The sequence below is a fragment of the Mycoplana azooxidifex genome (genome assembly GCF_014196765.1).
Taxonomy (GTDB): domain Bacteria; phylum Pseudomonadota; class Alphaproteobacteria; order Rhizobiales; family Rhizobiaceae; genus Mycoplana; species Mycoplana azooxidifex.
Genome location: NZ_JACIEE010000003.1, coordinates 60,763 through 81,873 on the forward strand (window position 1 = coordinate 60,763; position 21,111 = coordinate 81,873).

At 64.3% G+C, this 21,111-nt stretch carries 24 protein-coding genes and 1 tRNA gene; 12 read left to right on the top strand and 13 right to left on the bottom strand.

All coding sequences use genetic code 11. From position 1 onward, the window contains the following. Positions 1–323 precede the first annotated feature (323 nt). Positions 324–572, top strand: a complete 249-nt coding sequence (locus tag GGQ64_RS06790) for a hypothetical protein (RefSeq protein ID WP_183801113.1) — start codon at positions 324–326, stop codon at positions 570–572. 18 nt (positions 573–590) lie between these two features. Then, on the top strand, positions 591–944 hold the full coding sequence (locus tag GGQ64_RS06795) for an EF-hand domain-containing protein (RefSeq protein ID WP_183801115.1): 354 nt from the start codon (positions 591–593) through the stop codon (positions 942–944). A gap of 87 nt (positions 945–1,031) precedes the next feature. Here GGQ64_RS06795 and GGQ64_RS06800 read toward each other — a convergent pair whose 3' ends face one another. Next, positions 1,032–1,910, bottom strand: coding sequence for a DMT family transporter (locus GGQ64_RS06800; protein WP_343059435.1), 879 nt, complete (start codon positions 1,908–1,910; stop codon positions 1,032–1,034). Positions 1,911–2,311: 401 nt separating this feature from the next. On the opposite strand from GGQ64_RS06800, the gene GGQ64_RS06805 reads away from it, so the two are divergent. From GGQ64_RS06805 to GGQ64_RS06825, 5 genes are all read left to right on the top strand, one after another. Continuing rightward, on the top strand, positions 2,312–2,746 hold the full coding sequence (locus GGQ64_RS06805; RefSeq protein ID WP_183801120.1) for a hypothetical protein: 435 nt from the start codon (positions 2,312–2,314) through the stop codon (positions 2,744–2,746). A gap of 170 nt (positions 2,747–2,916) precedes the next feature. Beyond that, positions 2,917–3,807, top strand: a complete 891-nt coding sequence (locus GGQ64_RS06810) for a DMT family transporter (RefSeq protein WP_183801123.1) — start codon at positions 2,917–2,919, stop codon at positions 3,805–3,807. 98 nt (positions 3,808–3,905) lie between these two features. Further along, positions 3,906–4,562: a S24 family peptidase gene (locus tag GGQ64_RS06815; RefSeq protein ID WP_183801126.1), complete on the top strand. Its 657-nt coding sequence runs from the start codon at positions 3,906–3,908 to the stop codon at positions 4,560–4,562. Positions 4,563–4,578: 16 nt separating this feature from the next. Beyond that, positions 4,579–5,418, top strand: a complete 840-nt coding sequence (locus GGQ64_RS06820; RefSeq protein WP_183801129.1) for a thermonuclease family protein — start codon at positions 4,579–4,581, stop codon at positions 5,416–5,418. Between the two features lie 12 nt (positions 5,419–5,430). Continuing rightward, complete coding sequence (locus GGQ64_RS06825) at positions 5,431–5,844, top strand: tellurite resistance TerB family protein (protein WP_183801132.1); 414 nt, start codon at positions 5,431–5,433, stop codon at positions 5,842–5,844. Between the two features lie 61 nt (positions 5,845–5,905). Here GGQ64_RS06825 and GGQ64_RS06830 read toward each other — a convergent pair whose 3' ends face one another. Further along, entirely contained in the window at positions 5,906–6,706 is an 801-nt protein-coding gene (locus tag GGQ64_RS06830) for a transporter substrate-binding domain-containing protein (RefSeq protein ID WP_246422464.1), read from the bottom strand. A gap of 96 nt (positions 6,707–6,802) precedes the next feature. Between GGQ64_RS06830 and GGQ64_RS06835 the strand changes: the two genes are divergently transcribed. Next, positions 6,803–8,776: a glycosyltransferase family 2 protein gene (locus GGQ64_RS06835; protein WP_246422466.1), complete on the top strand. Its 1,974-nt coding sequence runs from the start codon at positions 6,803–6,805 to the stop codon at positions 8,774–8,776. 102 nt (positions 8,777–8,878) lie between these two features. Here GGQ64_RS06835 and GGQ64_RS06840 read toward each other — a convergent pair. Next, positions 8,879–8,952, bottom strand: a tRNA-Gly gene (locus tag GGQ64_RS06840). A 290-nt stretch (positions 8,953–9,242) separates the two neighbouring features. Further along, positions 9,243–9,485, bottom strand: coding sequence for a hypothetical protein (locus tag GGQ64_RS06845; RefSeq protein WP_183801138.1), 243 nt, complete (start codon positions 9,483–9,485; stop codon positions 9,243–9,245). 338 nt (positions 9,486–9,823) lie between these two features. Here GGQ64_RS06845 and GGQ64_RS06850 point away from each other — a divergent pair, with 338 nt between their 5' ends. The 4 genes from GGQ64_RS06850 (at position 9,824) to GGQ64_RS06865 (ending at position 12,971) form a co-directional block, all read left to right on the top strand. Next, the gene (locus GGQ64_RS06850) at positions 9,824–10,465 is read left to right on the top strand and encodes a glycosyltransferase family protein (RefSeq protein ID WP_246422468.1); all 642 of its coding nucleotides are present in this window, start codon (positions 9,824–9,826) and stop codon (positions 10,463–10,465) included. Then, positions 10,462–10,971 carry a glycosyltransferase gene (locus GGQ64_RS06855; RefSeq protein WP_183801141.1) on the top strand — a complete coding sequence of 170 codons (510 nt, stop codon included), beginning with the start codon at positions 10,462–10,464 and terminating at the stop codon, positions 10,969–10,971. Before GGQ64_RS06850 ends, GGQ64_RS06855 begins: the two co-directional genes overlap by 4 nt. Before the next feature lie 272 nt (positions 10,972–11,243). Then, entirely contained in the window at positions 11,244–12,140 is an 897-nt protein-coding gene (locus GGQ64_RS06860) for an ROK family protein (protein ID WP_183801145.1), read from the top strand. A 36-nt stretch (positions 12,141–12,176) separates the two neighbouring features. Beyond that, entirely contained in the window at positions 12,177–12,971 is a 795-nt protein-coding gene (locus GGQ64_RS06865; RefSeq protein WP_183801148.1) for an inositol monophosphatase family protein, read from the top strand. Positions 12,972–13,088: 117 nt separating this feature from the next. Here GGQ64_RS06865 and GGQ64_RS06870 read toward each other — a convergent pair whose 3' ends face one another. From GGQ64_RS06870 to GGQ64_RS06910, 9 genes are all read right to left on the bottom strand, one after another. Continuing rightward, positions 13,089–13,862, bottom strand: coding sequence for an SDR family NAD(P)-dependent oxidoreductase (locus tag GGQ64_RS06870; protein WP_183801152.1), 774 nt, complete (start codon positions 13,860–13,862; stop codon positions 13,089–13,091). A gap of 40 nt (positions 13,863–13,902) precedes the next feature. Continuing rightward, complete coding sequence (locus GGQ64_RS06875) at positions 13,903–14,574, bottom strand: class II aldolase/adducin family protein (RefSeq protein ID WP_183801155.1); 672 nt, start codon at positions 14,572–14,574, stop codon at positions 13,903–13,905. Positions 14,575–14,652: 78 nt separating this feature from the next. After that, positions 14,653–15,423 carry a DeoR/GlpR family DNA-binding transcription regulator gene (locus GGQ64_RS06880; protein ID WP_183801159.1) on the bottom strand — a complete coding sequence of 257 codons (771 nt, stop codon included), beginning with the start codon at positions 15,421–15,423 and terminating at the stop codon, positions 14,653–14,655. Further along, positions 15,420–16,808, bottom strand: a complete 1,389-nt coding sequence (locus tag GGQ64_RS06885; protein WP_183801161.1) for a rhamnulokinase — start codon at positions 16,806–16,808, stop codon at positions 15,420–15,422. The genes GGQ64_RS06880 and GGQ64_RS06885 overlap by 4 nt, the downstream gene beginning before the upstream one ends. Positions 16,809–16,930: 122 nt before the next feature. Next, positions 16,931–17,995, bottom strand: coding sequence for an ABC transporter ATP-binding protein (locus tag GGQ64_RS06890; protein ID WP_183801164.1), 1,065 nt, complete (start codon positions 17,993–17,995; stop codon positions 16,931–16,933). Positions 17,996–18,010: 15 nt separating this feature from the next. After that, positions 18,011–19,054 carry an NAD(P)-dependent alcohol dehydrogenase gene (locus tag GGQ64_RS06895; protein ID WP_183801167.1) on the bottom strand — a complete coding sequence of 348 codons (1,044 nt, stop codon included), beginning with the start codon at positions 19,052–19,054 and terminating at the stop codon, positions 18,011–18,013. A gap of 9 nt (positions 19,055–19,063) precedes the next feature. After that, the gene (locus GGQ64_RS06900; protein ID WP_183801170.1) at positions 19,064–19,285 is read right to left on the bottom strand and encodes a DUF2160 family membrane protein; all 222 of its coding nucleotides are present in this window, start codon (positions 19,283–19,285) and stop codon (positions 19,064–19,066) included. A 4-nt stretch (positions 19,286–19,289) separates the two neighbouring features. Further along, complete coding sequence (locus tag GGQ64_RS06905) at positions 19,290–20,126, bottom strand: carbohydrate ABC transporter permease (RefSeq protein WP_183801173.1); 837 nt, start codon at positions 20,124–20,126, stop codon at positions 19,290–19,292. Beyond that, positions 20,113–21,006 (bottom strand): carbohydrate ABC transporter permease, encoded by an 894-nt coding sequence (locus GGQ64_RS06910; RefSeq protein WP_183801175.1) that lies wholly within the window; start codon positions 21,004–21,006, stop codon positions 20,113–20,115. The genes GGQ64_RS06905 and GGQ64_RS06910 overlap by 14 nt, the downstream gene beginning before the upstream one ends. Positions 21,007–21,111 lie beyond the last annotated feature (105 nt).

Below are 21,111 nucleotides of genomic sequence, written 5' to 3' on the forward strand. Positions count from 1 at the left end.
ACCCGCAACGCGCCGCAAGGCCGCCGGTCGCACCCGTTTGGGGGCAACCGGTTCGGCCTCCTGTGGGTGTTGCCATCGTCAATGGCCGACTGTAGGATGCCGCTTCCACACCCCTTCCGGCGTGGATTCAGACTGGGAAGCGACGCTCACCGCGTTCGCTTGATGTATTTCGGTGTTCTCACGGTCAGCTCTCGCTGGCAGCATACGATCAAATCCAGCCGTTGCTGAAGGGGAATACGAGGTCTACACAATCTCATTCCTTTTCATGCCCGGCACGGCCACGGCTCCACGTGAGAATCGCAGAAGTACACTTGGAGGTTAAAATGAAGAAGCGTACCGTAACTGTCGTAATTTGTGCCGCGCTCGCCTTGTCAGCCTGCCAGTCGCAACCGGTTTCCCAGAGCGTCGTCGACCGCAATGCCGAATTCGGCTGCGTGGCCGGAACGGTCGGCGGGGCGATCGTCGGTGGCATGGTCGGTGCGACGATCGGCGCCGGAACCGGCCAGATCGCCGCCATCGGCGGTGGCATCGGCGTCGGCGGCCTCCTCGGCAATCGCCTGGCATGCAGGTAGACGGAAAGGGACAGGTTGATGAAAAAGGCTTTTCTGGTGGCGGCTCTCGTGGCTTGCCAGTGCACTCTGTCGTTTGCCCAGGCGCAACCGGCTGCGATCCATCAAGGTCACAAGGACCAACTCGACACCAACAAGGACGGGACCGTCCAGCGTTCCGAATACCAGACGTTCATGGCGGCGGCCTTTACGGGCCTCGACAAGAACAAGAATGGCAGCCTGAGCAAGTCGGAGGTCGGAACGATCCTGACCGTGGAGCAGTTCTCAGCGACCGACGGCGACTCTAACGGCAGCATCAGCCAGGCGGAGTTCATGAACCGGGTGATGTCCGACTTCGCGTCGGCCGATCGCAGCGGGGACGGAACCTTGCAGTAGCAGACGACGGGCGCGGCTCCGCAGGTGCGGAGCCGGCTGCCGCGTCCCGGCTAGACGGCATCATGATCCCGGCCTTGGCCGCCACGATCAGGATTGAACGGCGCGGCGACCGAAACGCTCGGCGCCGATGACCAGGACGCCGGCGCCGATGATCAGCACGGCGCCGACGAAGACGTTTGCTGACGGCACCTCGTGCCAGATCAGGAAACCGAGCAGAAATCCCCAGATCAGCGAAGAATACTCGAAGGGCGCCAATAGCGACACCTCCGCCCGTCGCATGCCCTCGAACAGCGCAAATTGCCCGGCACCGGCAAGGACACCCGTGCCGACGATCAGCGCAAGCTCGGCCAGGCCCAGCGGCGTCCAGAGGAAAGGCAATGCGATGCCGGTGAAGAGCATCAGGAAGGTGCTGGAGATCAGCATCTGCACCAAGGTGCTTTCCTCCAGCGCCGTCTTGCGCAGCAGGATGGTGGCGATCCCCCAGAAGAAAGCCGCCTGCAGGGCGAGATAGACCGGCAGCGAGAGGCTGAACCCCTGGCCGAAGACATCGCAGGCGATCAGCACGCCGACGAAACCCGTCAATACCGCGATCCACCTGCTCGGCGGCACGGTCTCGCCGAGAACCGGCATGGCCAGCACCGTGACGACGATCGGCGCCGCATAGTAGAGGGTCGTGAGCTGCGCCAGCCCGAGATCGCGCGCCGCGGTGTAGTAGGAGAGCCAGGCGGCAAGGAGAAGCAGCGTTCGCAGCAGCATCGGTCGGAGGATGGGCGAGCAGGAGGCGCGGCGCAGGGCCGGCCCGCGGCCGATCGCGGCACAGATCGCAACAATGGTCAGGCTGCGGATGAACAGCACCTGGCACACCGGCAGGGCTGCGACCAGCCATTTGACGGAAGCATCCTGGAGCGAGAACAGAAAGAACGAGAACGACGTCAGCAGAATGCCGATGAGGGTACGGGTTTGCACGGCCGGGGACTCCGGGTGCAGGAGTTGCACCCGCACCTTTGATAGCGCCAGCCACGCCGTTGCGAAAGGGGGACGGGCAACGATCTCCGGGATGCGGCCCTCCCCCGCAGCCACCCGTTCTGAAGAGCCTGTTACACAGGAAACAGCGCCAATCGACAATTTCTGAAAATATTCCTTCATAAAAATTAGCTATCGCGAATAAACATCGCGACAGCGACGTTGAAGGCACATGCGGACTGCCTGGCAGCCGCAATCTACGCGCCAGATGCGAGACGAATGAAACGAGTGCGTCCCTTGGGGACGTCACGCGAATGCGGGAATTCATGATCGAAGAACAGGGATAGTCCGCCAGTGCCGTGCTCCTGCGCGACACGCACGCGAAAGGCGGCAGGAGAACGGACATGACGAACGAATCCAGAAAGGACGCATACGACGCAAGGGCAGCGCTTGTCAGCGGGCTCCTGCTTGCCGCGATCGTCACGGTCAGCGGCGGCTTCACCATTCTTTCGGCGCATCCGGGCGCGTTCGGCGACCGCGTGGCCGCCGGCAAGGTGAGCCTGACGGAAATCCGCCGCGAGGCCTATTGCGCCGATGCCGTCAAGCGGCTGGCGCCGGGCGCGGTGAACATCCAGCTTGCCGAAAGCCCGGATGCGAACACGCGCATCATCCGCTTCGGCCCGGACGGCGCCAACATCGCGCGCTGCGAGTTCCTGGCGGAGGCGCAGACGGGCGACCTGCGCATGGGCAAGATGAGCGTCAACCAGAAGCGCCTCCACCGGCAGGTGATCGACGCCATAAACATGCGCATCGACGTGCTCGAATACCGCCGCGGCTGACCAGGCCCGGGCGGTCACCCCGCCCGGGCGCAATGCCGCAATGCTGCAATGCGCAAATGTGCATGCAAATCAGCCCGCCGCGGTATAATACCAATCTGCGCCTCGCCGGATGACCGCAGACGATCCCACGCAATCGGTCAATATCAGCGCAAGGCTGGTATTAGGCGGAAATGGACTCCAAACGCACCGGATATATCTTCACGCTCCTGGCCATCGCCATCTTCGCGGTCCAGGACGGCATATCGAAGCATCTCGGGGGGCTCTACCCTCCCGTCTTCATCACGATGATCCGCTTCTGGGCATTCGGTGCGTTCGTCATCCTGATGGCGTCCCGGTCCAGGGGCGGCCTGCGCGCGGCAGCGGCGACGAAGCGACCGCTCCTGCAAGTCGCGCGCGGCACGCTGCTGGCCGTGCAGATCATCGTCACCATCAATTCCTTCACACTGGTGGGGCTCGCCCATAGCCAGGCCATTTTCGCCGCGACGCCGCTGATCGTGGCGCTCCTGTCCGTTCCGCTTCTCGGCGAAAAGGTGGGCTGGCGCCGGTGGAGTGCGATCCTGCTCGGGCTTTGCGGCGTGATTGTCATTCTCGAGCCCGGCGCGGACGGCATCGACCCCATGCTGATCGTTCCGCTCGCATGTGCGGTGCTCTTTGCCTTCTACGTGATCGCCACCCGCCTCGTCAGCCACGACGATTCCGCATCGACGAGCTTCTTCTACACCGGCGTGGCAGGTGCAGTGGTGCTTTCCTTCACCGCTCCCTTCTACTGGACATCGCTCGAACCCGTCGACTGGATATGGATGGCGCTCCTGTGTTCGACCGGCATCTCCAGCCACTATTTCCTCATCCGCGCCTACGACCTGCTCGATGCGGCCGCCGTCCAGCCGCTGACCTACCTCCAGCTCGTGCTCGCAGCCCTGATCGGCACCACGCTCTTCGACGAGCAGCTGACGCTGAACATGCTGATCGGGTCGGTGATCGTCGTCGGGGCCGGCATCTTCACGATCTGGCGCGAAAGCGTGGTCGCTCGACGCAGGGCGGGGATGACGGACGAGGCGTAGAAAGGATTATATTCCTTTTTTCTTTACTGGCGTCGGCCGTTTCGCTATGCTCCCGGCATCCGACAGACACAGCCGGGCCGCGGACCAGGAAGAAAGAGATGTTTTCCCACGACAGGATCTGGGCGGCGATCGATGCCCTTGCAGAGCGCCACCGGCTTTCCCCTTCGGGACTTGCCCGGCGGGCCGGGCTCGATCCGACTTCGTTCAACAAGTCCAAGCGGCTGGGCACCGACGGGCGCCTGCGCTGGCCCTCGACGGAATCGATCGCCAAGGTCCTCGACGCGACGGGAACGACAATCGACGAATTCATCGGCCTGCAGACCAACGGTGGCGGGCTGCCGCATGGCTCCTTTCCGCCGCAGCCCGGGTCGATCCCGCTGCTCGGCTTCGCCCAGGCCGGCGCCGGCGGCTTCTTCGACGACGGTGGCTTTCCGGCCGGCCAGGGCTGGGACGTCGTCGAATTCCCGACCTCGCCCGAGCGCAAGCAGGGCGTCTATGCGCTCGAAGTCCAGGGCGACAGCATGATGCCGCTCTATCGCGACGGCGACATGCTGATCGTCGAGCCGGGTGCCCAGGTGCGCCGCGGCGACCGCGTCGTCGTCAGGACGAACGGCGGCGAGGTGATGGCAAAGGTGCTGCACCGGCTGACGCCGCGCTCGATCGAGCTCCTGTCGCTCAATCCCGAACATCCCAACCGCACCTTCGACATCCAGGAGATCGACTGGATCGCACGGATCATCTGGGCGAGCCAGTGAAGCGGGAGATTTCCTCTTGAACACCTTTGCAACAGCCTCCGCGAACCGTGCCCTCTTCGGCGGCATCGGCTGTGTCGCGCTGACAGCGCTCCTCGTTGCGATCGGCGCGGGCCAGATCCGCAGCCGCGAGGCGGCAGGCGGGCAGGACTTCACCCTCGAGGTCCCCGATGCCAGCCTGTTTCCGGCGGAAGGAGGTCAGGACGATATTCCCATGCCCGCCCCCTCCGGCGAAAATGCAGCCCCGGGGAACGTAACCGCCCCGCAGACGCCGGCCCCGGAACAGGGCGCCGTCACGACCGGAAGCGGCGCGGGGGGCGAAGCCGGGCCGAGGCCGTCGCCAGAGCCCCAGGTGCTGCCCGCACAGCCGACGCCGCGGTTCAACGCCGAAACCGTGACTGTCGCCGAGCCGCCGGTTTCGTTCGCCCGCCCGATTGTGCTGGCGGCCGGGCGCTTCAGCATCGCCGGAAAGGTGCTGGAACTCGAAGGCATCCTTCCCGTCCCGGTCACCCGCCAGTGCCAGGACAGCGCCGGCGAAGGCTGGCCGTGCGGGCGGATGGCGCGCACCGCCTTCGCCAATCTCGTACGCGGGCGGACGATCGACTGCGCCGTGCCCGCCAAGCAATGGAGCGGCACGGCGACGGCGCGCTGTACGGTGGCGGGAAAGGACCTTTCGCAATGGCTTGCCGAGAACGGCTGGGCGGAGACCGCACCCGGATCGCCGTTCGAGGAGGCGGCTGATGCCGCGCGGCAGGCCGGGCTCGGCCTCAACAGCCCGAACCCGCGCGGAAACGCGTCACGACCGCGCGACAGGTCGGCCCCCGTTCCGCCGGACCAGACCGCCCCGCAACAGCCCTGAAGAAAGATTGCCATGACCGGTCCCCACGAGCCACAGGAAGCCCTCATCCACGTGATGGTGATGATGTCGGCCGTCGACAATGCGATGACGGATGCAGAGCTGGCCCGCATCGGCCGCCTGGCGCGGTCGCTGCCGGTGTTCGACGGCTTCGACGATTCGCTCATCGTCCTGCTCGCCCAGGAATGCGCGGCGATGCTCTCGGCGCCCGAGGGGCTCGACGTCGCGCTCGAGGTCATCCGCGATCGCCTGCCAGCCCAGTTTGCCGACACAGCCTATGCGCTGGCCGTCGAGATCGCCGCCGCCGACCACAGGATCCGCAACGAGGAGATCCGCCTTTTGCAACTGTTGCGCGACCGGCTGGGCCTGGACAAGCTGACTTGTGCTGCGATCGAGCGCGCAGCCATTGCCCGGTTCCGCCGGCTCTGACCAGCCCGCGAGCCGCCGTCTGCGACCGTTCGTCGGGCAGGCGAGACCAGCGCGCGACTGTTCAGTAGATGTCGACCGGGAAATAGCGCAGGTAGATTTCCCCCAGCCGCCCGCTTCGGGCGAGCGATAGCAATGCATGGTCGATCGCGCCGCCGATCGCAGGCTCGTCCTTGCGGGTCATGATCGTTAGCCCCTCCCCGAGGAAGGCTTCCGAGACATAGGCGCCCGGCAGCAGCCTGCAGCAGCTTGCCGCCTGCGGGCCGACCGTCCAGAACGCGAACTGCATCCCGTCGCCGAACACCGCGTCGACCTTGCCCTCCTTCAGGGCAAGCATCGCTGCGGCCTGGGTCTCGAACGGCACCGGGCGTTGCGCGGGGAAATAGGCCGCGCGCATGGCCTCATGCACGCTGCCACGGACGACGCCGACCGCACGGCCGTCGAGCGCGGCAACGGCCTTCACCTGCCCGTCGGAGCGGGTCATGAAACGCGCGGGCAGTCGCAGGTAGGGCCGGGAAAAGACGAAGTCGCGCCGCAGGCCGGCCGTCACCGCGACCCCCGCCACGACCGCCTCGCCGGCATCCTTCTCGAGGTTTTCGCGCAGTTCTGCGAAGGGCAGCGCCTGTATCTGGCACTTCGCCGCCAGTTCCAGCTCCCGGCAGATCTCGCGCACGAGGTCGACGTTGAAGCCGGCCAGCTTTCCCGTCTGGTCGATGAAATTGAACGGCGGGAAATCGACCGTCGTCAGGAACCGTAGCCGCGGCACACCGGACAGGTCCGGCTTGGCAATCCGCTCCCGGCTGTCGAAGCTCGTCGGCAGGCCGCCGGGCGCGCCCGGCTCAGCGGCCGCGGCCGCACAACCCATTGACACGCATAGCGCGAGCGCTGCGAAAATTTCGCTTGCAGATTTTTTTAGTTGCCGCATAAATATCAACTTGGGGTTTAGAGGGGACGCCGCTACATGACGAGCGGCGCTGGCCGCATGCGACTGGCAGACTATCCCGATCAAAGATCCATTTCCACCGCAATCCCGGTTGCCGTGGATGGGCCTGCGGCGCGGCCAGAAACGCCGGCGCTCCGTCCCGAACTCTTCGACGAGGCGAGGCTGCTGCGGCGGCTCGGCTTCGGCAAGCCGCTGATATCGGAGCTCTTGCTCAAGGCGACGGTGAACCGCACGAGCCTGGAGGCCGAACTGATCGCCTCCGGCCCGGTCCGCAGCGACATCTACTACGAGGCGCTTGCGGAAATGCTCGGCCTGGCGTTTCTGCCCCGGATCGACGCCGGCCGCGTCGTCGACATGGAGGGACTGGACAGCCAGTTGCTGCAGCCGCAGATGGTGCGGCTGTCTTCCGGCACGAGACCTCCGGTCACCGCGATCGTGCCGACGGCCGGACGAATGGAGCATCTTCAGGCAACCCTTTCAAGGCAACCGGCGCTGCGCGCGGCGCTGGCGGTGACCACGCCGCGGGCCATGCGGGAGGCCGTGTGGCAGACCGGCGCGACGCGACGGGTGCGCGAGGCCACGGCGAGCCTGTTCGAGACCGCACCGGAATTCAGCGCCCGCGTGACGTTCTGGGGGCGGCAGGGCTTCTATACCGGCGCTGCCATCTGTGCTGCGCTCTTTACCGCCATGCTGGCGCCGGAAATCGCCGTCCTGGCCCTGCACCTCGTCCTCAGCACGCTCTTCGTCGCAGCCCTCGTCATCCGGCTCACCGCACTCTTCGGTACGGAGGCGAAGGGCACGGCACACCCTGCCCTGCTGCCGACCGGGCCGAGGCCGGTCTATTCGGTGTTCGTCGCGCTCTACCGCGAGGCGGAGGTCGTCCCGCAACTCGTCAGCCATCTCGATCGGCTCGACTGGCCACGCTCTCGCCTCGACATCAAGCTGATCTGCGAGGGCGACGACGCCGGAACGCTCGCAGCGCTGCGAAAGCTGGACCTCGGGCCGCAGTACGAGATCGTCGAAGTACCGCCCGGCCGTCCCCGGACGAAGCCGCGAGCGCTGGCCTATGCCTTGCCGGCGGCCCGCGGCTCCTATCTCGCGGTCTACGACGCGGAGGACCGACCGCATCCCGGGCAGCTTGCCGAGGCCTGGGCCGGCTTCAGCGCGGCGCCGCCGGACCTCGCCTGCCTGCAGGCGCCGCTCGTCATCTCCAATGGGCGGGCTTCCTGGATCAGCGCGCTATTCTCGCTGGAATATGCCGGTCTGTTCCGGCGCATTCTGCCGCTGCTGGCAGCGAGGTGCCTGCCGATGCCGCTCGGCGGCACGTCGAACCACTTTCGCACCGATGTTCTCAAGACCTGCGGCGGCTGGGATCCCTACAACGTCACCGAGGATGCCGACCTCGGCATGCGGCTGTACCGGATGGGCTACCGCTGCGCCACGTTGCGACTGCCGACGCTGGAGGACGCGCCGGAAGACGTCCGCGCCTGGCTCGGTCAGCGGACCCGCTGGTTCAAGGGCTGGCTGCAGACCTGGCTCGTGCTGATGCGCCGGCCGAGCCTGCTTCTGGGCGAAATGGGCCTGCTGCCGTTCGCCGCCTTCCAGGTGCTGATCGGCGGGCTCCTGCTCTCCGCGCTCGCCCATCCGCTCCTTCTCGCCTATGTCGTCCAGGTCATGGTCAGGATGGCCGCCGACGGCCCCTTCGTCGCCGGCCCGCTGGCCCTGTCGCTCTTTGCCGTCGACGTGGTGAACATCTTCGGCAGCTATGCGGTCTTCATCGCGCTGGGCTGGGCGCCGATGCGCGCGCGGGAACGCAGGGCGATCGGCTGGCGCTGGGTTCTCGTCCCCGGCTACTGGATGCTGATGTCGCTCGCCGCCTGGCGGGCCGTCGCCGAACTGCGCCGCGATCCCTTCTTCTGGAACAAGACCGCGCATCGGCCTACCGCGTCCGGCCCGCAGACTGGCGCCGGAACCTCTGTCCACGCCCCATAGGGCCGGCGCCTACCTTCGGCAGCCGACAGCCGGCAAGGCCGGCTACGAAACAGCCCGTCTGATCCCGGAACTCGGCAGGATTGGGCAGGATGAAAAAGAGGCTGGAGCGGGTAGCGGGAATCGAACCCGCGCGTTCAGCTTGGGAAGCTGACAGGCTACCATTACATCATACCCGCGAATGGCCTGCGCGAAGTCATCGGCGAGAATGCGGGACGTGTCAAGGGTTGGGGCAAGCGTCCTGGCATGCACACCAGATAAGATCGGACTGGGCCATGTGTCCATCTGCCGTCCGGCGGCGCGAGGTGGGCGGCCAACAGATTGGCGGGGGGCGAATGCTTGAGGCATGCAATACCACCTGCACCCGTTCCCGGCGATCGCCTGTCAGGCAGGGTGACGATCCGGATTGTGAGCGGATCAATTGCCTCGAGCTGTGGCAGGGGCTACTTCACGGACTTGACTGGCTCTCCTACTTATCCCCATTTCCTGCAATGTCGTCATCGCCACACGAAGCATAGTAGTCTTTTGCACTTTCGGCGATGCCCACGTTGCGGGCTGGCCAACAGCTTCTTTTCAGTTTCACCGGAACACCTTCGACATTGGAACCCACCTGGGATTCCAAGGTGCTCGGATGCGAGCGTTCGTCTGCAATTGCAGTACCGGCGAGAGATATCACTGCAGCCAACAGACCCATGCAAAAAAGGGCTTTCATAGACGCACCTGGTTTTCCTGGAATGGCACGATGTGACCAGAGCTTGTGGCCGGAATTGCGTTTATTCTATGGATAACTCGGCAGCAGATTGCATGTCTTCCCGCGCTTCCCCATCCGACGCACTTCGACCGCGTCCTACCGGCGTCTTCGGAGAATTCTCCTGCCGTCTTCCACCCGACGCAGCGCGTTGTCCTCCTCCTTGCCGAGTATCCTTTCATCATGCACGTCAGCGGAACCTCATAGTCAATGTCTCCGAGGAGGGCGGCCCATCCCACACAACACTTGTCGCAACGCCTCAGTCCAAGAGCAGCCGCGGATACCCCATAAGGGGGCGGTTGATGCGCTCAAAGGCCAACTGCCCAGCGGAAGCGAAATTTGAAAGACTGGCTTCGTTATTCCGACGAGGAGAATGTCCGGTTCAAAATCCGATGGATGGTGCGGCACAAGCGCTGTCCACACGAGCCGGCCACGAAACGATCAGGCGGCGAGACCGCGAATTTGTCCATCCGCGCGAAGGGGCATTTGCGATGAAGGGAAGAGTACTCGCAGTCGCTTCAGGTGGTGGGCACTGGATCCAGATGCGCCGGCTGATGCCGGCTTTCGAGGGAATGGATGTCGCCTTCGTTTCCGTTTCTCCCGACTATGCTGCAGACGTTCCGGGGCACCGCTTTTACCCGGTTCGCAACGCCCATCGTTTCGACAAGGCGAGCTTTGCAGTGCTCATAGGACAACTGGCCTGGATCCTCCTGCGCGAGCGTCCAAACACAGTCATTTCCACGGGAGCAGCTCCCGGTCTGGTCTGCCTGGCCCTGGCCAAGTTCCTGGTCCGCGCCGAAACGGTATGGATCGACAGCATAGCAAATTGCGAGCAGTTGTCGTCCTCAGGTCTGCAGGCGCGGCGCGTTGCCGATGTCTGGCTGACACAATGGCCGCAATTGCAGGGCCAGCAGGGTCCCGACTACTGGGGTGCCGTCTTATGATCTTTGTTACCGTGGGTTCGGTGATGCCCTTCAATCGCCTCATAGAAACAATGGACCGGTGGGCGGCGGCCAGGCCGGAAGTGAAGGTGTTTGCCCAAATCGGCGGTGGCGACGAGCCTCATCACATGAGATGGGCGCGAAGCGTGACGCCGGCCGAGTTTGCCGATCTGGTCGCCAAATCAACCATAATCGTCGCACACGCCGGCATGGGCAGCATCATCAGTGCGGCCGAAGCGGGGAAAACGATCGTCATCCTTCCACGCTTTGCATCGCTGAAAGAACATACGACCGACCACCAGGTGCATACGGCCAAGCGCTTCATGGACCGTCCAGGGATACACGTCGCGATGTCCGACAACGAGCTTCCGGAAGCGATCGACGCAGCGATGTCGAGTGTCGGAGCAGCGCATCAGTTGTTGCCCCGTACCGCCCCTGACGCTTTCGTCGCACGCATACGAGCCGTGCTGCTCAGTGGTGCATCCGCACGCCAATCGAACCAGAGTTGATGCACAAGGTGAGGCTTGGCCTGTCTGACGCGGTCAATGTCGATAATTATGAGATATACGGTTGAACGCCCTCACCTCTTCGAGATCATTTGACGTCCTGATCGCAAAAATGGCACGCCGAAGAGCGTACAAGACGCACCAGTACGCCTCCCACCGCCCATCTCTTTATTTTCCACAGGAATCGATTACACCATCAACCGCACCAGATGGGGGCGCGCCGGAGACGCGCGCGGCCATGGACATGCGGGGTGTCGCGGTTCGGGAGGATTTGCATGTTGATCGGTATCGACTGGGGCGGAACCAAGATCGAAGGCGTGGCGATGGGGCGGGATGGCAAGGAATTGCTGCGCCTGCGCCAGGACACACCGAGATACGACTATGCCGGCTGCATCCGGATGATCCGGGAGATGATTGCGGAGCTGGAATTAAAGACCGGCCGCACGGGATCGATCGGGATCGGCATCCCCGGCTCGCTCGAGCCGGTCAGCCGGCTCGGCAAGGGCGCCAGTTCCACCTGGCTGCTTGGACGGCCGGTCGAGAAGGACCTGCATGACGCCATCAGGCGGGATCTGCGCGTGGAGAACGATGCGGACTGCTTCGCCGCATCGGAGGCCGTCGACGGCGCCGGTGCCGGCCACAATGTCGTCTTCGCCGTCATTCTCGGCTCCGGCGCCGGGGCGGGGATCGCGGTCGGCGGCAAGGCACATCACGGGCCGAACAACAGCGGCGGCGAATGGGGTCACAATCCGCTGCCCTTTCCCGACGTGACCGAGATCGCCGGGCGCGCCTGTTATTGCGGACGGCACGGCTGCATGGAAACCTGGGTCTCCGGCCGCGCCTTCGAGGCCGAGTATGCCCGCCATACGAACGAGGAGCTGAAGGCGCGCGAGATCATCGAGAAGAAGCGGCAGGGCGACCGGCTCTGCGGGCTGCTCTGGGAGCGCTATGTCGACCGCGTCGCCCGCGGCCTTGCCACCGTGGTCAATACGCTCGACCCGGACGTGCTGGTCATGGGCGGCGGCATGTCCAACGTCGACGAGCTCTACGAGGACCTGCTGCCCGCGCTTGCCCGGCGCACCTTCTCGACCGTCTTCCACACGCCGATCAAGCGCGCGGTCCACGGCGATTCGAGTGGCGTGCGCGGAGCCGCCTGGCTCTGGCGCGATTGAGCCTGCCGGCTTGCCCTTCTCAACGAGGAACAGACGATGACCGACACCGGACTTTCGGAGCGCTACACATTCGCGCTCTCCCTCGTACGCGATGCCGGCGACCTGGCGCTCGGCTATTTCCGCTCGCGCGACACACTGACCGTCAAGAGCAAGGGTGCGCAGGACATGGCGAGCGAGGCCGACCTGAACACCGAACTCCTGATCAAGGAGCGGCTCGGCCAGCATTTCCCCGAAGATGCCTTCCTTGGCGAGGAGACCGGCATCACGGCCCATGGCCCGGGCCAGGGGATCTGGGTGGTCGATCCAATCGACGGCACGCAGCCCTTCATTTCGGGCCTGTCGAGCTGGTGCGTCTCGATCGCCTTCGTGCAGGACGACGTCCTGAAGTTCGGAATGGTCTATGCACCCGCCCGCGACGAGCTGTTCGCCGGCGGCATTGATTTTCCCGCCACCTTGAACGGCAGGCCCGTGGACAAGCATCCGGGGCGATCGGTCAGGGACGGGATCTGCGGGGTCGGCTATTCGCCGCGCGTCACCCCGGACGAATTCCTTCCGATGTTCGGCCGGCTGTTGCAGCAGGGCGGCATGTTCTACCGCGAGGGATCCGGCGCGCTGACGCTCTGCTATGTCGCAAGCGGCAGGCTGCTGGGATATATCGAACCGCACATCAATTCGTGGGACTGCCTGGGCGCCATCGCGGTGATCAGGGCGGCCGGGTTGACGACCAACGATTTTCTCGCCGATGACGGCCTCAACAAGGGCAACCGCCTGATCGCCGGAAACGAGGCCGTCTATGCCGAACTCGTCTCGATCTACGGCAGCGAGGCCTGAACGTGAGCCGACCCAAGGCCATTCCGGCAAAGCGGTAGCACGACTCCTTCGTCTTTCACATGGATGGCACACTGCTCGAACCTACGGCCGTCCTGCATCGTCAACGGGCGGCGTCGATCACCAGCAGGTGAAGCCGCCGTCGACCAGGACCGTCTCTCCGGTCATGAGGCTTGCGGCGTCGCTTGCCAGGAACTGCACGACGGAGGCGATCTCGTCCGGGCGGCCCATGCGGTGCATCGGCGTATCGCGCAGCCAGACGTCGATCATGCCGTCGTTGTCGTTGCGGTAGCTCGTCATCTCGGTCTCGATGTAGGTTGGGGCGACGGCATTGATGCGTACCCCGCGATCGGCCCATTCGGCAGCCAGCGACGAGGTCAGCTGATGAACGGCGGCCTTGGACGCGTTGTAGTAGGTCTGTTTCTGCGGCCGGTTGGAAATATAGCCGGACATCGACCCGATGTTGACGATCGCCCCCTTCCCCGCCTTGAGCATATGGCGACCGAAGGCGCGGTTGGACCAGAAGACGCCGTTATAGTTGACGTCGTTGACCTGCAGCCAGTGCTCGTCCTCCACGTCTTCCGAGGCGACGCCGGACCGGGCAATGCCGGCATTGGCAACGAGGATATCGACCTTGCCGTGATCGGTGACGATCTTTTCGGCAAGTGCCTCGACATCCTGCGGTCTCGTCACGTCGAGGGCGTGGATTTCAGCGTCGAAGCCTTTCTCGGCAAGGCGTGACTGGCCGGATCTGGCGACCGATGCGTCGATGTCGGCGATGATGACCTTTGCGCCGAATTCGGCGAGCGCCTCGCAGATCGCAAGCCCGATGCCGCGGCCGCCGCCGGTCACGACGGCAACGCGGCCGTCCAGCCGCAACTTGTTTGCGTACATGATCTCTCCTCCCAAGATCTCACTTTCCAAGAATTCCTGCCTATGGAATGAACGGATGCCGGCCGGGCGAGGGAAAGCGCGTGCGCTTCAGGTCGATCAGCTTGTCGACCTCCTCGGCGGTGAATTGGCGCGGACCGCCATAGGCGGCGGCCAGGTAGACGACCTTCGCGTAGTAGTCGAGCGCCTCCATCTTGAACCAGGCCGCCTGCAGGTCATGGCCATAGGACAGCGCGCCATGGTTCTGCAGCAGGATGGCGTCGTGCCGCTCGAGATAGGGGGCGATCGCCTGCGACAGTTCCTCGGAGGCAGGCACCGCATAGGGCGACAGCGGCACCTCGCCGAGGAACATCGTCGACTCGGGCATGATCTGCTCGGTCAGCGGCTTGCCGCAGATGGCGTGCACGGTGGCATAGAGCGGATGGGCATGGACGACAGCGCGCACGTCGGGCCTGAAGTCATAGACCGTCAGGTGCATGCCGGTTTCGCTCGAAGGTTTCCATTTGCCGCCATCGACGGGTCTGCCCTGACGGTCGATGCGGCAGATCATCTCCGGTGCCATGAAGCCCTTCGAGACGCTGGTCGGCGTGCAGAGCAACGTGCCGTCGTCGAGCAGGACGGAGATATTGCCGTCGTTGGCCGCCCCCATGCCCTTCTGCCAGGCGCGGCGGCCGATATCGCAGATGAATTCCCTCAGGTCCTTCGTGTCTTCCATGAACGCCTCCCATGGAAGTGACCTTGCCCCAGGCGAACCATCAAATCAACACAAATCAACACAAATCAACGCGAATGGTCACCCTGCCATTTCCAGCCTGACATTGGCGCCGGCGATGATTTCGGACCACTCCTCGTCCGGCTCGCGGTCGGTGATGAGGATATCGACGGAGGAGAGCGGTCCGACCGCGACAAGCCCGGAGCTGTCGAACTTGTCGCCGTCGACGAGAAGCAGCGTCTGGTCGGCACATTCGATGAAGGCGCGCTTGATCTCCGCCTCGGCCGCATTCGCGACCATCAGCCCGGACCGCCTGGAAAGCGCCTTGACGGAGATGATGGCGAGGTCGGCATGGAATTGCCGTGCGGCTGCGACGGCAAGCGGTCCGTGGAAGGTCATGATGTCGGGCTCGTACTCGCCCCCGACGGAGATGACGCGGTGCATCCGGGAGGCGGGGTCGGTGAGAACGCCGATGGAATTCGTCACGATCGTCAGGTCGCGGCGGTCGCCGAGTGCGCGCAACGCCTCCTGCACCGTCGAAGAGGAGTCCATCATCAGCGCCTGCCCATCGGCGACGTGTGCTGCGGCAGCAGCCGCAATCCGGCGCTTGGCGGAGATGTTGAGGATCGAACGCGCCGGAAACGAGAGATCCTCCGCCTGACTTGGCGGCATCGGTACCGCTCCGCCATGACTGCGGCGCAGCAGGCCGCTTCGTTCCAGCCGCTTGAGGTCGCGCCGGATCGTTTCCCCGGAGACAGAAAGCTCGCCGGCCAATGTATCGACCAGCACGCGACCATCGCGCTGAAGTCGCCGCAAGATCGTTTCGGCGCGTTCTTCGGGCAGGAGGTTCATTGAACTAGGGTCCCGGCTGCGCCCGTCCGGGCCATTTCCTGCGCTGCCGCAAAGGACGGGATCGCGCCGAGCGCCACCAGCTGGATGAGCGCGCTGCCGACCACGCTCGCCTCGACTGGCCCCGCCACCACGCGACAACCGCTCTCTTCGGCCAGGAAATGCATCCATGCCTCGTCCTGGGTTCCGCCGCCGCCGACCCGGATCGTGTGGATGGGCGTGCCGGAGAGCGCGCCGAGCTGGCGGATGCATGCGGCCGCATCCCGCGCAAGCCCGAGATAGAGCGACCTGGCGAGCACCCCGATGCCTTTGCCTTGAAGCGCGGGCAGGTGCTCCTGCATGGCGCCGACCAGGTCGGCCGGATCGAAGAAAAGCGGATCGGAGGACGCAATCGCCGGCGTCGTGCGATCGGCCGCCAGCGCCATGGCGCCCAGTTCCGGGAAATCGACGTCCTCCCCGGTGCGGGCGTTCCAGTGCTCCCTCAGCCGGCGCAGCAGGAACAGCCCCGGCAGGCTTTTCGTGAGCAGCGCCCGGCCGCCGATGCCGCCTTCGAGACCGAAGCCCAGGCGGTGGGTGTCCTTCGGCAGCTTGCCATCGGCAACGTCGGCGCCGAAGAGGTTCCAGGAGCCGCAGCAGGCAAATGCCTCGCCGTCCGCCGGGGCAAGGGCGAAGGCGGCGCAGGCCGTATCGTGCCCCGCCGCCGTCACCACTTTCGTGCCAGCCAAAGTCTCGCTGGTCACCAGTTCGCGCCGCAGCGGACCGAGCACGGTTCCCGGACCGACGAGACGGCCGAATATTTCCTCAGGCATGCCGCACCAGCCGATGACATCGCGATCCCAGTCTCCGCCATCGACCTGCAAAAGGCCCGACGTCCGCGACAGCGTCTTCTCGCAGGCGACGACACCGCTCAACTCGTAGGTATGAAGGTCCGCCATCATGAGGAAATGTCGAACCGTCTGCATCTTGTCGGGGTTGTCCCTTGCCCATTGGCCGAGGTGAAAGACCGTCGCGATCGGCAGGATCTGCACTCCGGTCTGCTCGGCGATCCTGTCGTGATAGGGTGTGAGCGCCGCCATGCCCTCGACACCGCGCGGATGGCGATAGGTGCGCGGCGTATCGACGAGCGCGCCGTCGTCGTCGAGCAGGGCGAAATCTACGCCCCAGCTGTCGACCGCGACCGAGGCGATCGGGCCGGTTGCGGCGGCCTTCGCCAGTCCTTCGCGTATGCCCGCGCGGATCATGTCGATCGCCCAGGCCGGACCGTCATCGACGTGGACCTCATAGCCGGAGAACCGGTGAACCTGATGCAGAACGAGACGACCGCCGGCAAGCTCCGCGAGCATCGCCCGCCCGGAACCTGCACCGAGGTCGAAAACAAGGCAGCGCATCGGTTGACATCCGGCATTCATGGCACGAGTCGCACTGAAGTGACAACGGCCGTCAGGTCATGCAGCATCGGCGTCGTGGAGACCGTGTCGCCGGCGCGCATCGTCACTTAAGCGCCCTTCCGTCAGCTGATCCGCTTTGTCGTCTGCTGATCGAAGACGTGGGCGTTCACCGGATCGACGACGAAATTGACGTGATCCCCGGCCCGAACTGCGATGCGGTCGCGCAACATGGCGTCGATCGCATCCTCGTTGGAGCGCGCGAAGATCTGAGTTTCAGCGCCCGTCGGTTCGACCACCGCAACGCGCACCGGCAGGCCGCCGGGCCCCAGCGTGATATGTTCCGGCCGCACCCCGTAGATCACCGGGTGGCCGTCCGATACCGGCAGCGGCCTGACCGGCAGGACGGAGCCGTGGTCGGAGACGAAGCGCTGCGCGCCGCCATCCGAACGGATCGATCCCTTGATGAAGTTCATCGACGGCGAGCCGATGAAGCCGGCCACGAAGACGTTGCTCGGATTGTCATACAGGTCCAGCGGCGCGCCGATCTGCTCCACATATCCGTCCTTCATCACCACGATCTTGTCGGCCATGGTCATGGCCTCGATCTGGTCGTGAGTGACGTAGATGATCGTCGTCTTCAGCCGCTGGTGCAGCTCCTTGATCTCGACGCGCATCGCCACCCGAAGCTTCGCGTCGAGGTTCGACAGCGGCTCGTCGAACAGGAAGACCCGTGGATCGCGCACGATGGCACGCCCCATCGCGACGCGCTGGCGCTGGCCGCCCGATAGCTGGCGCGGATAGCGGTCCAGCAGCTTTCCGAGATCCAGGACACTGGCCGCCTGCTTCACCTTCGCCTCGATCTCTGGTTTGGGCACGCCCTTGATCTTCAGCGAGAAGCCCATGTTCTCCGCCACCGTCTTGTGGGGATAGAGCGCGTAACTCTGGAACACCATGGCGATGTCGCGATCCTTCGGCAGGACCTTGTTGACCACCTTGCCGTCGATCAGCATTTCTCCGTCGGAGATGGGCTCGAGGCCGGCGATCATGCGCAACAGGGTGGATTTTCCGCAGCCCGACGGTCCGACGAGAACCACGAATTCCCCGTCGCGGATGTCGACGTTGACGCCATGGATAACTTGCAGCTCCCCGTAACGCTTGACGATATCCTTGATCTTCACTTCCGCCATGTTTGCTTCCCTATCCTACTGCGGCAGTTCAATCTGCATCTTCACCTCGCCCTTGGGAGCCGAAGCTGCGATCTCGAACGCCTCGACGCTGTCGTCGAAGGCAAATTTGCGCGTGATCAGCGGTCTGACGTCGATGGCGCCGGAGGCGAGCATGGCGACGCACCGCGGGAATACGTGCGCATAGCGGAAGACATGCTCGACGCGGGCCTCGCGCACCATCGCCTTGCCGACGCTGTAATGGATGTCGTGCGTCTGTGAGCCGATGAACACGACGCGGCCGGCCGGGCACAGGGGATCGAACACGCCTTCTGCGGCCTTGGGGCTGCCCGAGCATTCAAAGACGATCTCCACGCCCCAGCCGTCCGTAGCCTTGTGGATCTCCTGGACCAGGTCCTGCCTTGCGACGTTGATCGGCGTAACGGCGCCGAGGCTCGCGGCGAGCTCGAGCTTGGTGTCGTCGACGTCGCTGACGAAGACGCGGGCACAGCCGGCGGCCAGCGCCGAGAGCGCGGTGACGAGGCCGATCGGACCGGCGCCGATCACAAGCGCGATGTCGCCGGGCTTGACCTGTGCCTTGGTGGCGGCATGAACGCCGACGGCCAGCGGCTCGACCATCGCGGCCTCCGCGAAGGACACGTTGTCCGGAATTTTGAAGGTGAAGGCGGCCGGATGCACAACGGTCGGGCGGAGTACGCCATGGACCGGCGGCGTTGCCCAGAAGCGGACGGCCGGATCGACATTGTAGAGGCCGAGCCGCGTCGCGCGGCTGAGCGGATCCGGTATTCCAGGCTCCATGCAGACGCGGTCGCCGGGCTCGAGACCGGTCACAGCCGACCCTTTCTCGATGACGATGCCCGAAGCCTCGTGTCCGAGGATCATCGGCGCCTTCACCTGGAAAACGCCGATGCCGCCATGGGTATAGTAGTGGACGTCGGACCCGCATATGCCGACCGTGTGCAGCTTGATGCGCACGTCATGCGGCCCCAGGACCTCTTCCTTCTCGATCGGAAAGTCGCGGAGCGAGAGCTTCATCTTTTCTTCGAGGACAAGCGACTTCATGACTTTCTCCTATCCTTTCCACACGATCAGGACGCCGAGCGCGATCGCCAGAACGTGGCATACGGCGAGCGGGATGGACTGTTCCAGGAAGCGCATCCAGAACAGTTCCAGGGCGACGAACAGGTAGATGCCGATAAAGAGGCGGTCGAACCAGTTCGTGACGATCGGCAGGAAACCGTGCCTGGCCGGTTTGCGGACTGGGACATCGGCAATTTCGCTGGGGCTTTCCATGGATTCACTCCTTGACCGCGCCGAAGGTCAGGCCGGCGATGATATGCCGCTGCACCACCGAGAAGACGATAAGGGCAGGGATGAGCGTTATGATCGCGATGGCCGCCATCGTACCCCATTCCGTGCCGGTGGTGGTGACGTATTCCGAAAGGCCGGTGGTCAGCGTGCGGGCATTGAAGCTCGTCAGCGTCGCGGCCAGAAGGAACTCGTTCCAGGCGAAGACCCAGGTGAGGATCAGCGTTACCGCAAGGCCGGGCCGCGCGAGCGGGAAGACGACTTCGCGGATCACCTGCCAGGTGGAGGCCCCGTCGACGGTGGCCGCCTCGTCGAGTTCCTTCGGGATGCCGTCTATCGTCGGCCTGAGCGTCCAGATCGCGAACGGCAGGTTGAAGGTGCAATAGAGCAGGATGAGCCCGATGCGGGTATCGTAGAGCTTGAAGTCGCCGAACGCGAAGACCTGCGTGAAGAGCAGGAAGAACGGCAGGAGGAACACGGCCGCAGGCGCCATGCGGTTGGTGATCGTCCAGAAGAAGATGTTCTCCTTGCCGGCGATGTTGTAGCGCGACAGCGCATAGCAGGCGAAGAAGGCAAGCACCGTGACGAGGATGGCGTTGCCGCTGGAGATGACCACCGAATTGAACATGTAGCGGCGAAGCGTCTCGTCGGTCAGCACCTTGGCATAGTTGTTCCAGTAGATGGTGTCGAGAAAGACGCTCGGCGAACTGAAGAGGTCCACCGCCGGCTTCACCGAGATGACGAAGAGCCAGTAGATCGGAAAGAGCGTTACGAAGCTCAGCACGATCCAGAAGATCATGCCGATGAGAGGGCTACGCGTCTGCATTCACTTTGCTCCTCCTGACCCGGGGCGCCACCAGGCCGACATACAGCAGCCAGCACATGACGAGCGTGAGATAGAGAACGATGATGGATATGGCCGAGCCGTAGCCGTAGTCGGTCTTCGGAAAAACGATCTTCCAGATATGGAGGCCGACGAAGCGGGTCGCGGCTCCCGGGCCGCCGCCCGTCAGCATCCAGACCTCGTCGACTGTTCGCAGCGCATCCATCAGGCGGATGAACACGGTCGCCAGGATCGCCGGCCGGATCATCGGCAAGGTGATGTGCCAGAAGATCTGCCAACGGTTGGCGCCATCGATCTGGGCTTGCTCGAACGGGTCCTTCGGCAGCGAGACGATCGCCGCAAGCAATGTCAGGGTGACGAGCGGCGTCCAGTGCCAGATGTCCATGATGACGGTGATGATGAAGGCTGCCGTCGCATCCGAGCCGATGTTCAGCTGATAGCCGAACCACTTGTTCAAGTAATAGGGAATGATGCCGATGGACGGCGTCGTCATCAGGCGCCAGACGGAGCCGACGACGATCGGCGCAACGATCAGCGGCAGCGTATGGATCGTGCGAAAGAAGCCCTTGCCGTAGAAGTCGCGCGTCAGCATCTGGGCCAGCATATAGCCGATGATGATCTCGCTCACGACGGCGAAGAAGGCGAACTTCAGGGTAAACCAGAGCGACGTCAGGAACTCCCCGTCGAAGACCAGGCGGCGGAAATTGTTCGCGCCTATGAAGATCATGTTCGGATTGGCGGCGAACGGGTTCCACTGATGGAACGACAGGTACAGAACATAGAAGAAGGGTACGATGCCGAAGACGCCGAGAATTAAGAGCGTCGGAGCCAGCATGAGCCAGCCGGTCCTGTTCGATCCCATGAAAGCACTCCCGTTGAGCGAAGGACTTCAACGCCCCTTTCTCCGGGGCAGGAAAAATCCTTCGGGCGAGAGGGAGCCGCCGTGTTCGGGCGGCTCCCGGAGCGG

Coding starts and splice junctions, on each gene's coding strand:
- GGQ64_RS06790 (WP_183801113.1), top strand. CDS start 324: ATGAAGAAGCGTACCGTAACTGTCGTAATTTGTGCCGCGCTCGCCTTG.
- GGQ64_RS06795 (WP_183801115.1), top strand. CDS start 591: ATGAAAAAGGCTTTTCTGGTGGCGGCTCTCGTGGCTTGCCAGTGCACT.
- GGQ64_RS06805 (WP_183801120.1), top strand. CDS start 2,312: ATGACGAACGAATCCAGAAAGGACGCATACGACGCAAGGGCAGCGCTT.
- GGQ64_RS06810 (WP_183801123.1), top strand. CDS start 2,917: ATGGACTCCAAACGCACCGGATATATCTTCACGCTCCTGGCCATCGCC.
- GGQ64_RS06815 (WP_183801126.1), top strand. CDS start 3,906: ATGTTTTCCCACGACAGGATCTGGGCGGCGATCGATGCCCTTGCAGAG.
- GGQ64_RS06825 (WP_183801132.1), top strand. CDS start 5,431: ATGACCGGTCCCCACGAGCCACAGGAAGCCCTCATCCACGTGATGGTG.
- GGQ64_RS06830 (WP_246422464.1), bottom strand. CDS start 6,706: ATGGGTTGTGCGGCCGCGGCCGCTGAGCCGGGCGCGCCCGGCGGCCTG.
- GGQ64_RS06835 (WP_246422466.1), top strand. CDS start 6,803: ATGACGAGCGGCGCTGGCCGCATGCGACTGGCAGACTATCCCGATCAA.
- GGQ64_RS06845 (WP_183801138.1), bottom strand. CDS start 9,485: ATGAAAGCCCTTTTTTGCATGGGTCTGTTGGCTGCAGTGATATCTCTC.
- GGQ64_RS06850 (WP_246422468.1), top strand. CDS start 9,824: ATGCGCTCAAAGGCCAACTGCCCAGCGGAAGCGAAATTTGAAAGACTG.
- GGQ64_RS06855 (WP_183801141.1), top strand. CDS start 10,462: ATGATCTTTGTTACCGTGGGTTCGGTGATGCCCTTCAATCGCCTCATA.
- GGQ64_RS06860 (WP_183801145.1), top strand. CDS start 11,244: ATGTTGATCGGTATCGACTGGGGCGGAACCAAGATCGAAGGCGTGGCG.
- GGQ64_RS06865 (WP_183801148.1), top strand. CDS start 12,177: ATGACCGACACCGGACTTTCGGAGCGCTACACATTCGCGCTCTCCCTC.
- GGQ64_RS06870 (WP_183801152.1), bottom strand. CDS start 13,862: ATGTACGCAAACAAGTTGCGGCTGGACGGCCGCGTTGCCGTCGTGACC.
- GGQ64_RS06875 (WP_183801155.1), bottom strand. CDS start 14,574: ATGGAAGACACGAAGGACCTGAGGGAATTCATCTGCGATATCGGCCGC.
- GGQ64_RS06880 (WP_183801159.1), bottom strand. CDS start 15,423: ATGAACCTCCTGCCCGAAGAACGCGCCGAAACGATCTTGCGGCGACTT.
- GGQ64_RS06885 (WP_183801161.1), bottom strand. CDS start 16,808: ATGCGCTGCCTTGTTTTCGACCTCGGTGCAGGTTCCGGGCGGGCGATG.
- GGQ64_RS06890 (WP_183801164.1), bottom strand. CDS start 17,995: ATGGCGGAAGTGAAGATCAAGGATATCGTCAAGCGTTACGGGGAGCTG.
- GGQ64_RS06895 (WP_183801167.1), bottom strand. CDS start 19,054: ATGAAGTCGCTTGTCCTCGAAGAAAAGATGAAGCTCTCGCTCCGCGAC.
- GGQ64_RS06900 (WP_183801170.1), bottom strand. CDS start 19,285: ATGGAAAGCCCCAGCGAAATTGCCGATGTCCCAGTCCGCAAACCGGCC.
- GGQ64_RS06905 (WP_183801173.1), bottom strand. CDS start 20,126: ATGCAGACGCGTAGCCCTCTCATCGGCATGATCTTCTGGATCGTGCTG.
- GGQ64_RS06910 (WP_183801175.1), bottom strand. CDS start 21,006: ATGGGATCGAACAGGACCGGCTGGCTCATGCTGGCTCCGACGCTCTTA.